Annotated in this window: 10 protein-coding genes; 1 reads left to right on the forward strand and 9 read right to left on the reverse strand. The window is 37.2% G+C overall.

The window, feature by feature from the left end; translation table 11 throughout:
* Positions 1–9: 9 nt before the first annotated feature.
* From GS03_RS12175 to GS03_RS12210, 8 genes are all read right to left on the reverse strand, one after another.
* Positions 10–714, reverse strand: a complete 705-nt coding sequence (locus tag GS03_RS12175; protein ID WP_136152815.1) for a sulfite exporter TauE/SafE family protein — start codon at positions 712–714, stop codon at positions 10–12.
* Positions 715–717: 3 nt separating this feature from the next.
* Positions 718–1,170, reverse strand: a complete 453-nt coding sequence (locus tag GS03_RS12180) for a FixH family protein (protein WP_136152816.1) — start codon at positions 1,168–1,170, stop codon at positions 718–720.
* Positions 1,171–1,185: 15 nt separating this feature from the next.
* Entirely contained in the window at positions 1,186–2,604 is a 1,419-nt protein-coding gene (ccoG, locus tag GS03_RS12185; RefSeq protein ID WP_136152817.1) for a cytochrome c oxidase accessory protein CcoG, read from the reverse strand.
* A 20-nt stretch (positions 2,605–2,624) separates the two neighbouring features.
* Positions 2,625–3,554 (reverse strand): cbb3-type cytochrome c oxidase N-terminal domain-containing protein, encoded by a 930-nt coding sequence (locus GS03_RS12190; RefSeq protein ID WP_136152818.1) that lies wholly within the window; start codon positions 3,552–3,554, stop codon positions 2,625–2,627.
* Positions 3,555–3,574: 20 nt separating this feature from the next.
* Positions 3,575–3,742 carry a CcoQ/FixQ family Cbb3-type cytochrome c oxidase assembly chaperone gene (locus GS03_RS12195; protein ID WP_136152819.1) on the reverse strand — a complete coding sequence of 56 codons (168 nt, stop codon included), beginning with the start codon at positions 3,740–3,742 and terminating at the stop codon, positions 3,575–3,577.
* 6 nt (positions 3,743–3,748) lie between these two features.
* On the reverse strand, positions 3,749–5,932 hold the full coding sequence (ccoN, locus tag GS03_RS12200; protein ID WP_136152820.1) for a cytochrome-c oxidase, cbb3-type subunit I: 2,184 nt from the start codon (positions 5,930–5,932) through the stop codon (positions 3,749–3,751).
* A gap of 2 nt (positions 5,933–5,934) precedes the next feature.
* Complete coding sequence (gene ccoS / locus GS03_RS12205) at positions 5,935–6,129, reverse strand: cbb3-type cytochrome oxidase assembly protein CcoS (protein ID WP_136152821.1); 195 nt, start codon at positions 6,127–6,129, stop codon at positions 5,935–5,937.
* Between the two features lie 72 nt (positions 6,130–6,201).
* Entirely contained in the window at positions 6,202–8,574 is a 2,373-nt protein-coding gene (locus GS03_RS12210; protein ID WP_136152822.1) for a heavy metal translocating P-type ATPase, read from the reverse strand.
* 107 nt (positions 8,575–8,681) lie between these two features.
* On the opposite strand from GS03_RS12210, the gene GS03_RS12215 reads away from it, so the two are divergent.
* A complete protein-coding gene (locus GS03_RS12215; protein ID WP_136152823.1) occupies positions 8,682–9,362 on the forward strand; it encodes a Crp/Fnr family transcriptional regulator in 681 nt (226 codons plus the stop codon).
* Between the two features lie 78 nt (positions 9,363–9,440).
* Here the strand turns inward: GS03_RS12215 and GS03_RS12220 are convergent, their stop codons facing one another.
* Positions 9,441–11,981, reverse strand: a complete 2,541-nt coding sequence (locus GS03_RS12220) for a T9SS sorting signal type C domain-containing protein (RefSeq protein WP_136152824.1) — start codon at positions 11,979–11,981, stop codon at positions 9,441–9,443.
* Positions 11,982–12,075 lie beyond the last annotated feature (94 nt).

Below are 12,075 nucleotides of genomic sequence, written 5' to 3' on the forward strand. Positions count from 1 at the left end.
TAAAGATTCTTATTTATGACAATTGGCCGCAGCCTGAACGAATAATTGAACATTACTTGGCGATATATAAGCAATGTTTAAGTCCATTCCTCTGAGTACAAAGAGCACTCCAATCACTACGGTAACTAAAGGTACGACTTTTTGTAATTTGTTTCGAAAAGGAAAGCTTAAAAAATTAGTAACATACACTACTGCACTCATCAACGGCACAGTTCCCAATCCGTAAAGCAACATATAGACTGTACTTAAACCAACATTTTGCATGGCGATAGCACCGAATAAGGCTGCATAAACTAATCCGCAAGGCAATAAGCCGTTGAACAATCCTATGGTAAAAAGCGCATCCGGAGTTTTTCTTTTGAACTGTTGACCCAAATTGGTTTTAACTTTAGAAATCAGTTTATAAATCGGTCTTGAAAAATTGTAACGGGCAAATATCTTTTCAGGTACCAAAGCCACTGCAATCATCAAAACGCCGACAACTATAGAGATGCGTTGTTGCACTCCAGCCAAATACAATCCTCTGCCAAGCAATCCAAAGAGAAAACCCAAAGTAGCATATGACGTTAATCTTCCGGCATGGTATACCATAATTTGAATTACTTTTTTGACTGGATTATTCACGGAAACAGGCAGCATCATAGCAATTGGTCCGCACATACCAATGCAGTGCAAACTGGAGATTAAGCCGAAAATGAAAGCTGTATAAAGCATGATTTATTGAAAATAAACTTCTTCCTTGTTCAGATAAGTTTTTCCGTTATAGGTCCACTCCACCGTAATATCCCAAAGACCGCCCACCAGATTCTTTTTAGGTATGAGCAAATCAAAACCAGATAATGTAATTGGGATAACAAAATCTAATTTTTGGTTAGACGGTCTGTACAGGGATACTTTTCCTTTAATTTTTTGGGTATCCAAATCCTTCGGGAAACTAACTATGATTCCTTCAGAGGTATTGCTTATTTTAACTTTTTCGGACAACGCATTAGCATTGTTTACGTATTCAATATCTTTTTGAACCGTGGCTTCCTTTTTATAATACTCCTCGGTGACTAACTCATTGTCATACTTGCTGTCCGATTGCACCCGGAATACAAAAAATAAAATAAAACTCATGAACAGCGCAAAGGCTATTACGATTCCTGTTCCCCAATTAATTTTTTTCATACCTTTAAATTTGTGCTAATCGAAACTTCGCGGTCCTAAGAAGTTAGTAGTTTCATTGTCGATTAACTTGTTATCATTATACACTTCCAATACTAATTTGGTTTTGTCGCTTTCAAGCACAGCTTCCTGAATTTCTATGAACAGCGTTCCTTCGGTAATGCCTTCCCTTGACACTTTGAAATAACGCGGTCCTACCATTTTAACTTTGCCTTTCGGCGATACTAATTCTATATGCACTTTATCAAAATTGATTGAAGTTTTATTGACAATTTTGAACGTATATACATTGCTAATTTTATCACCTTTGTGTTGAAACAATTGTCCCGGAAGGCGCAATACGGTTGCTTCAACTTCGTTTCTTAAAAATAGCATTCCGATGAAAACACCCAACAGAATTGCAAGTATTGCTACATAGCCTTTCATTCTGTTGGTAAAGACAAACTTTTCCTTTTTAACAATTTCATCTTCACTGGCATAACGGATTAATCCTTTTGGCAAGCCAACGTTTTCCATCATGCTGTCGCAAACATCAATACAGGCAGTGCAGTTCACACATTCTAATTGTGTTCCGTGACGGATATCGATTCCCGTCGGACAAACATGCACACACAAACTGCAATCGATACAATCGCCTTTACCTGTAGTGGTTCTGTCTTCATTTTTATTGAATTTGGCTCGACCGATTTCTTTTTCACCACGAACGTGATCATAAGCGACATTAATCGATTTGTTATCCAATAAAACACCTTGCATACGGCCATAAGGACAAGCAATAATACATACTTGCTCTCTGAACCAGGCGTAGATAAAATAGAATACGGCGGTAAAAATCAATAAAGCAATGAGCGTTGATGTATTATTGGCAGGTCCTTCACTAACTAACAGAATTAATTTATCGCTGCTGATTAAATAAGCCAAAAACACATTGGCTATCCAAAACGAAATCACAAAAAAGATAAACCATTTGGTCAAACGCTTTCTAATCTTTTCCGCATTCCATTCTTGTTTGGCTAAGCGTATTTGTGCTCCACGATCGCCGTCTATCCAGAATTCAATTCGACGGAACAGCATTTCCATAAAAATGGTTTGCGGGCAAAACCAGCCACAAAAAATGCGTCCGAAAGCAACCGTAAACAATGTTAATCCAACCACACCAATAATCATAATGATTACGAAGATGTGAAAGTCTTGTGGCCAAAAAGGAAATCCAAACAAATTAAAACGACGTTCCAAAACGTTGAACATCATAAACTGATGATGATTCACTTTAACAAAAGGCGCGGCAAACAGGAACAACAGCAAGAAATAACTCAGCCATTTTCTGCGTTCATACAACTTTCCTTTCGGAATCTTTGGAAAAATCCAGGCTCGCTTTCCTTTTGCATCGATAGTACTGATACTATCTCTAAAACTATCATCTTCTTCGTTGAGCATTATTTGGAGATATTAAGAACTTATTTATTCGCTACTTTGATGGTATCTATTGCTACAGCTTTTGTTGCTTCTTCTTTCCATTCTTTAGCTTCGGCTTCGGTTGGTTTTGGTTCCTTTGGATTTGAACCCTGAAGCGATAACACATAGCTGGATACTTTTTGAATGTCAGATGGTTTGATAGACGCTTTCCAAGATACCATTCCTTTTCCGTCTCGTCCACCTTCCATGATAGTGTTGAATACGTTTTTGATACCTCCACCGTTTATCCAGTATTGATCTGTTAAGTTGGGGCCGATTTGTCCTCCACCATCGGCGCGGTGACAGGCAATACAGTTGGTTTGGAAAATCGCTTTACCTGCAGCAAGGCTTGGTGCATCTGTTAACAATGTTACTTTGTCTTTGTTCATCGTATCAGGAGCCGTTTTCAAATAGGCATCTACAACTGCTTTAGCTTCTCTAACCTCGGTCAGATATTCCTGATCTTGGTTATAATCTCCCATAACATGAAAGCGCACTAAATATATTCCCGCGAAAATAATGGTTCCATAGAACAAATAAACCCACCAAGGCGGCAACACATTATCTAACTCACGTATACCGTCGTAGTTGTGATCTAACATCACATCGGCTTCTTCCTCAATGGTTTTGGTGCGAGTCAGCTTTTTCATGATGTTTTTATAGAAAGCACTTTCGGTAAACGGTACCGATTGCGCTTCATTCAGTTGTTTCTTTTGCTCTTCTGTCAGCAAATGATACGTCACATTATCAACTGCACTGATGACCATTTCGATGGCAATTAACAAGAATAGAAACACGACTAAAAATAGCGATACCATTGGGTATCTAATAAATGCCGGTTGGTTACCCGAGTCGATAAAATATTCCAATGCTGCAAAAACACTGGCAAAAATCAATGGTACTCTTACATATGCAGGGATTAATTTTTTCATGATTGTAAACTTTTGGATTATTAGTCTTTGAATGGCATTTCGCTTAATTCCTGAATCGTTTCTTTTTTATAGGTATACACCCAAAAGAACAATCCAACAAAAAAGGTGAAACAAATCAACAGCGAGATGATGGGATAAATAGCCACTCCCGAGATGGTTTCTAAATTGTGTTTTACAAACTTTAACATGGCTTTCTATTTATTGTTTTTTACTTTAATATCGGTTCCTAAACGTTGCAAATACCCAATCAAAGCGACTATTTCTCTGTCTTTCATTGGCACAAAAGCAACACCTTTTGCAGCTGCTTTGACTTTACTGGCTTCGTATGATTTAACAAAATCAGGATCGTTGTATAGGTTTTTCTCAATAGTTGAAGCCTGCTTTTCGATACTTGATTTAGCATTGGCAATGTCAGCATCGGTATAAGGAACACCAAGTGTTTGCATTGTTTTCATTTTGGCTTCCGTATTAGAATAATCCATAGCTTGATTGTCGAACAGCCATTTATATCCCGGCATTATAGAACCTGGCGAAGTACTTTGCGGATTCCACATATGATTGAAATGCCAGTTGTCATTGTACTTTCCGCCTTCTCTGTGCAAATCCGGACCGGTACGTTTAGAACCCCATAAGAATGGATGATCATAAACATACTCTCCCGATTTAGAGTAATCACCATAACGCACTACTTCTGAACGGAACGGACGAATCATTTGCGAGTGACAACCTACACAACCTTCGCGGATGTATAAATCACGACCTTCTAATTCAAGTGGTGTATACGGTTTTACCGCTGCAATTGTTGGAATATTAGATTTTACCATAATCGTTGGTACAATCTGAATAATACCTCCAATTAAGATGGCAACGGTAGCCAGTAAAGTCAGCTGAATTGGACGTCTTTCCAACCAAGGGTGGAATTTTTCTCCTTTTAATCTTCCTGTGGTGATTTTGGTCAATTCGGCAGCTTCAGCTAATTCATCTTCAACTGTGCTTCCTTGTTTAACTGTTTTTACTACGTTGTAAATCAATACAATCATACCAATTAAATATAAAGAACCACCGATAGCTCTCATCCAATACATTGGCATAATTTGCGTAACGGTTTCCAAGAAGTTACCATATTGCAAGGTTCCGTCCGGTTTGAATTGTTTCCACATAGAAGCCTGAGTAAATCCGGCCACATACATTGGCAACGCATACAACACGATTCCGAGAGTTCCGATCCAGAAATGGAAATTGGCCAATTTTTCAGAATATAAAGTTGTTTTAGTTAATCGCGGAATCAACCAGTAAATCATACCGAAGATTAGGAATCCGTTCCAGGCCAAGGCACCAACGTGTACATGCGCAATAATCCAATCCGTAAAGTGAGCAATAGCATTTACATTTTTAAGCGATAACATCGGCCCTTCAAACGTTGCCATTCCATATCCGGTAATCGCTACGACGAAAAATTTCAAAACCGAATCCGTACGCACTTTATCCCAAACACCACGTAAGGTTAGCAAGCCGTTGATCATTCCTCCCCAAGACGGTGCAATCAACATAATTGAGAAAACTACTCCCAGATTTTGCGCCCAATCCGGTAAAGAAGAATACAATAAATGGTGTGGTCCAGCCCAGATATAGATAAAGATTAAAGACCAAAAGTGAATAATTGACAATCGGTAAGAATAAACAGGTCTGTTAGCAGCTTTTGGCACAAAATAGTACATCATTCCCAAGAACGGTGTGGTCAGGAAAAATGCTACTGCATTGTGTCCGTACCACCATTGAACCAAAGCATCCTGCACACCGGCATAAACTGAATAACTCTTTAGGGCAGAAACAGGTAATTCTAAACTATTAAAAATATGTAACACTGCAACAGTTACAAACGTGGCGATGTAGAACCAAATGGCAACATACATATGACGCTCTCTACGTTTGATAATCGTACCAATCATGTTGATACCAAAGGCCACCCAAATTAAAGCGATGGCTATATCAATTGGCCATTCTAACTCGGCATATTCTTTTGAAGACGTATAACCTAACGGCAAAGTAATGGCTGCTGCCACTATGATTAACTGCCATCCCCAAAAGTGAAGGTTACTTAAAAAATTGCTGAACATACGGGCTTTCAGCAAACGTTGCATAGAGTAATATACTCCGGCAAACATGGCATTACCCACAAAAGCAAAAATTACAGCGTTAGTGTGTAAAGGTCTCAATCGCCCGAAACTCAAAAACGAAACACCGTCCGTTAAGTTAGGAAACAAAAATAAGACCGCGAGTAAGAGTCCTACTAACATTCCTACCAGTCCAAAGACAATCGTGGCGTAGATAAACTTCTTTACAATTTTGTTGTCGTAATAAAATTGTTGCATTTCCATAATTAAATTGGTTTTTGTTCTTCTTTATTTGTTGTTGTTTTGGATTTTGCTTTTACAAGCTCATCATCAAAAAGCATTCTGACTGATGGTGTGTAGTCATCATCATACTGGCCGGTTTTTACTGCTCTTAAGAAAGCATACAAAAACGCAATTGCTACGATGATACTTATGGATATTAATAGATAAATGACACTCATACCTCTAATTTGTGTAAGCAAAGTTACTGTTGGGGTTATTCTTAAAATATGATATTTATCATACCTGCATTTTTATTTTCTGGCGAAATAATTACTCATAATCGTTACGAAACTGACAATCGTAATGGTGCTCAATGGCATAATGATAGCAGCTACTATCGGCAATAAGTTGCCACTGACGGCAAAACTCAAACCCACAACGTTATATAGTAATGACAATCCAAAACTCATATAAATTGTCTTCATCGCATTTTTAGAATAGCCTAAGAAGAACGCAATCTTTTCAAATTGGGATGCATCCAAAATTCCATCACAAGCCGGAGAAAAAACATTTACGTTTTCGGAAATAGAAATTCCAACATTGCTTTGCGCCAAAGCTCCAGCATCGTTGAGTCCGTCGCCAATCATTAATACGTTTTTGCCTTGTTCTTGCAAGCTTTCGATAAAAGCTAATTTCTGTTCCGGTTTTTGGTTGAATACCAAATTTGTACTTGGTGGAAGCATTTTTTCTAAAATTTTACGCTCTCCGTCATTGTCTCCGGATAGTACAATCAGATTGTATTTTTTGGCTAAACTTTCGAACAGCTGTTCTAGTCCTTTTCTATATTGATTGTTAAAAATATAGCTGCCTTTATAAACGCCATTGATTTCAACATGGACTTTAGTTTTCTTATGGGTGTTTTCGCTCATGTGCTGCAAAAACTGGGAAGAGCCTAACTTGACAATATCATTTTCGAATTCGGCAAAAACCCCTTTTCCAATAATCTCTTCAAAACTTTTTGTTTCCAATTTATCCTGATGCGGAATAAAATCATACAATCTTCTGCTCAATGGATGGTTAGAACCTTTGAGTGCATTCTTTAATAATTTTAAATCGAAATCACTTAAGACATCGCCTTCGTAAGTTATTGAAGTCTTTTTATTGGTTGTTATGGTTCCGGTTTTGTCAAAAACAATCGTATCAACTTTAGCCAATTGCTCTATTACAATAGCGTTTTTGAGATAGAGTTTTCTATTTCCCATAATGCGTAAAACATTACCCAAGGTAAAAGGAGCCGTCAATGCCAATGCACACGGACAAGCTACAATCAGTATTGCTGTAAAAACATTAAAGGCAGTAGAAACATCGATAAAAATCCAATAAATAAAAGACACAACAGCTAACAACAATAAAGCCGGCGTAAAATAACGACTGATTTTATCAGTAATGGATTTGTGTTTTTGATCTACTTTTTTCTGAAAAACATCATTGCTCCACAACTGAGTCAGATAACTTTGGGAAACCGAGAATAGCACTTGCATTTCAATGACTTTACCCAATTGTTTTCCACCGGCAAAGATTTTGTCTCCTGATTTTTTTTCGATCGGAACCGCTTCTCCTGTTACAAAACTGTAATCGATAGCTGCTTTTTCAGAAATTAAAATCCCGTCAACCGGAATAAGTTCTTGATTTCGAATTAATAACCTATCACCTTTCTCGATGTCATAAACTTGTACGGATTCTTCTTTTCCGTCAGACAAAATTTTGGTAATGGCTATGGGAAAATAGGATTTATAATCCCTTTCAAACGAAAGAAAATCATAGGTTTTTTGTTGGAATAATTTTCCCAATAACATAAAGAAAATCAAGCCGCACATGCTGTCGAAGAATCCTTGTCCGTAATTGAAAACGATATCAACCGTGCTTCTGATAAACATCACCACAATACCTAAGGCTATTGGAATTTCAATATTCAGCATTCTTTGTTTGATGCTTTTCCATGCGGCTACATAATAACCAGAAGCAGAATAAATAAAAGCCGGTAGAGAAATTAAAAAAATCAGCCAACGGAAGAAATCTTTGTATTGGTCAATCCAAAATTCATTGACTTCAAAATATTCAGGAAACGACAACAGCATTATGTTTCCAAAACAGAAAAATGCCACTCCGATTTTGTAAATCAAAGTGCGATCAACTTTCTTTTTGTCTTCGTCAAAATTCTCTAAACTGATATACGGTTCGTATCCAATAGAGCAAAGCATTTCTACGATTTCCTGCAACGAAGTTTTCTCGGGATTGTAAGTGATGCGGACTTTCTTTTCAGGGAAATTTACCTGCGAAGTATTTATTCCTGCCTGAAGTTTTTGTAGATTTTCCAAAATCCAAATACACGAACTACAGTGTATATGCGGAATGTAGAGTGAAACAATATGCGTTGCATTCTCTCTGAATTCCAATAGTTTGTCAACAATAATTTCATTGGCTAAAAAATCATATTTCCCTTTGATGTCTTGTGGTGTCGCGCCTGGTGCAACTTGAAAATCATAATAGCACGAAAGGTCATTTTGACTAAATATTTCATAGACGGTTTTACAGCCGTTGCAACAAAAATTCTTGGAATCAAAAAGAACTTCGTCTTTCCTGATAATTTCGTTACCACAATGGAAACACTGTGATGTATTCATAATTTGCTCATTTTACCTGGGACAAATTTCCAACAACAGCTAAAATTAAAATATGATATATATCATCCTTTTGAATATATTTGTATGACCAAAATTAATTTCCTCCAATGTCAAAATGTGAGCAATGTATCGTACGCCAATTCAGTTCTCTAAAAGCACTGAACAAGCAAGAATTGCTCAAAATGGCGGATTGCAAAACTTCATACACCATTAAAAAGGGCGAGCCTATTTTTGAAGAGGGCGAAGTCACTAACGGAATTTATTGTATCAAAGACGGTGTTTGTAAATTATCTAAACTCAGCTCCAACGGAAAAGATCAAATTGTAAAACTGGTAAAACCGGGTGAATTATTAGGACAACGTTCTATGATTAGCGAAGAACCGGCCAATTTGAGTGCCGTAGCTTTGGAAGATATGGAAGTCTGTTTTATTCCGAAAAAAGAAATCCTGCAGTTCTTTACACAAAACAATGAGTTCTCAATGAATGTGATGAAAACCATTTGTGGCGATTTAAAAGACGCCGATGTGCATATGGTGGATATGGCCCAAAAAAGTGTAAAAGAACGTTTAGCCGGAACATTGATTTATTTAGAAGAAACTTTTGGTATTGATACTGATGGCTCACTTCGTTTACAATTATCCAGAGAAGAATTAGCCGGAATGATTGGCACTGCTACTGAAAGCTGTATCCGATTGCTTTCTGAACTCAATAAAAACAATCTTATTGAACTTGTTGGCAAACGCATAAAGATAGTTGACAAAAACAAATTACGCCGTTTGGCAGATTAATTTCACTTAACTTATTTATACAAAAAAACCACCTAAATCATACGATAAAAGTAGTTCCTGATGTGATAACAGTTTATGTTAATCTATCAATGTTTTCTTTGTAAAGCTTTGCCCATTGTCCAAAGTTACTTTTACCAGCAGAATTTGGGATGCTAACTGTAAGGAATTTGTTTGAAACAGATTAGTGTTTAAGTCATTTTGAGTAAACAACAATTTTCCAAGAATATCATATACTGCTATTTTTGTAATAGCCATAGCTGGTGATATCACTTCCAGTTGGTGATTTGCGGTGATAATTTTAATATCATTATCGGTTACTGTTGGAATCGTTGTTCCTAATGCCTGATCAGTAAATCGCAATTCGAAACGCTGTTCAAAATTACCATTAGTGGTAACAAAAGTATAAGGCGCTTCTTTTAAATCGTGTAATGTGTTCGTAGCTTTATCTAATAAATACACATTTTGATTAGTAAATATTCCATCAAAATTATCCAGGTAAATTGTTAGTGCTCCGTTAAGAGTTGTGCTGTATGCAAACGGAATAACATCTGCTTCTGAAAATGGCAAACTTTTTCCTTGTATGGCTAAATTATCGGCACCAACCTTAGTGTATACGGAAACTGTATTGCCTACAGCCATTGTTTTACCATCATATAACGAATCAAAATCATTAGTTGCACCTTGTACATAACCTACTAACATTTGGTTGTATGCTCCTTGAGGACTTCTCAATGAAAGCCAAACACGATGTCTTTCTAATCCTTCTGAAACAGAAGTTGTAGTATTTCCTGATCCTCCGTTTTTGAAAAACTGTGTATTACTCCCTGCAATTCGCATAGCATTATTGAAAGTAGCTGAATAGGTTCCATTAGCCAAACTTGTCTTAGCTTCAACAAAGAAACCTTGTCCCGCAGCAATTTTTCCTGTTGGAACTATAGAGGTTCCTGGAGCTGCAGTCCCTACACTACCTGTATAATTATACTTTGCATAATCATTAATAGTATAGGCATTATTTGTAATTGCTGTGTTATGTGTCCAAAAATAAAGTGTTCCGTTTATAACGGTGCTATTAGCTGCTATAAATGAATCGGCATCAAGTCCGGATGGATAAGGATTACCTATCAAATTGTAAGCTGTTGTACTTTTTAAAATTGGAGTATTGATTACGCCATTTCCTGGAGCACCGACAAAACTGGTTTGTACAATTTGTGTTGGAGCATAAGTTAGACCACTTGGTGCTCTTCCGATGTAACCAACACCTTGTGCCATAGTAGTTGCTCCGGTTTGATATACATAAAGGTTAGTCGTTGGACTAAAACTATACATCAATGAATTTGTTGCCAATTGACTTAAAGTAGCCGACACTACCGGTGACGACCAATACGTATAATCATATTGTTTTAGTGGAGTGGTTTTTCTTTTGTATGTGATGGCTCCCAAATTTGCCGCAGTATTATTTGTTTGCACCAAACCTGCTCCATCCTCAAAGGTCAATGTTCCTCCTCCAGTAATTTTTACATCATCAGTTACGGTTAAAGTATGCCCTGAATTTATTACTACATTAGCTGAACTCACCTGGCAGGAACAACCTGTTAAATCTGAAGTTGAAGAAAAGTTATTAGTAAAAACTATTTTTTGTCCACTTACAGGTGGAGCACCGGTTGACCATGATGTTCCGTTCCAGGTATCTGTTTGTGCATTAACTGTGACAGTTGTTGCCGGTGAGATACATCCCGATGAATTTTTTGCAGTTACGCTATAAGTTCCAGAAGATACCGAGGTAAAAATACCTGTGGTATTTGTATATGTTATACCATTTGTGCTGTAAGTCATTCCTGCACCCGTTGGTGAAGTAATCGTTATTGTTCCTGTTGCAACTGTACAAGTAGGCTGAGTAACGGTAACAACTGGTGTTGATGCAGCCAAACCGGAATTAACCACAACAGTTCTCTCTGCTACCGTAATAGGATTTCCTGAAAGTGACGATTTCATGTAAACCTGATAAACATAAGAACCTGCAGTACCTGATGCTGTTAAGCTATAACTTGGGCTACTCGAGTATGTAGTTCCACCTACTGGAAGACCAGTCCCAAAAAACGAATAGGTATAGGTTCCATTTGGTGGCGGTGTAGCTAAAAGATTAATGGTGTTGCTGGTACAAACTGGTGAATTAGAAGTCAAACTACCAGTTCCACCCAAATTTAAAAGGGTTGTAAAGCTTAGGTCTGCACCTGCACCTCCATTACAACTGGCTAATAAATTTGTACCAATATAAATACGTTCAGAAGCATTACACGATCCACCGATTACATTTCCTCCGGTTTCAACAGTTAATGAAGAACCGTCTCCAAGTGTTAATCTATTATTACCGGGAGAAAAATCAATTGAAGCATTGTTTCTGATTATAAACTGAATAGCTCCCAAGCAAGTCAGGTTTAAATCGGCATTCATATTAAGAGTTGTGGCAGTAGTTCCATTTCCAACATACACAATCGTACAACCACTAAATGAGCTGCATGTCAGTGTACTTGCGTTAACAGTTGTCCCTGTAATCGTACATTGTGCTTTTAAGCTCAATGAGAACAACAAAACTAAAATAGATAGTAAAAATGATTTCATAATTAGAGTAACCTACGTAAATTATACTTGAATAGATTTGAGACTGCGAAAATACCTCATCAATTACTTACGAAAAATTTTTGTCGTTGTACTG

Origin of the sequence: Flavobacterium sangjuense, from assembly GCF_004797125.1 — a bacterium.
GTDB classification, from domain to species: Bacteria; Bacteroidota; Bacteroidia; order Flavobacteriales; family Flavobacteriaceae; genus Flavobacterium; species Flavobacterium sangjuense.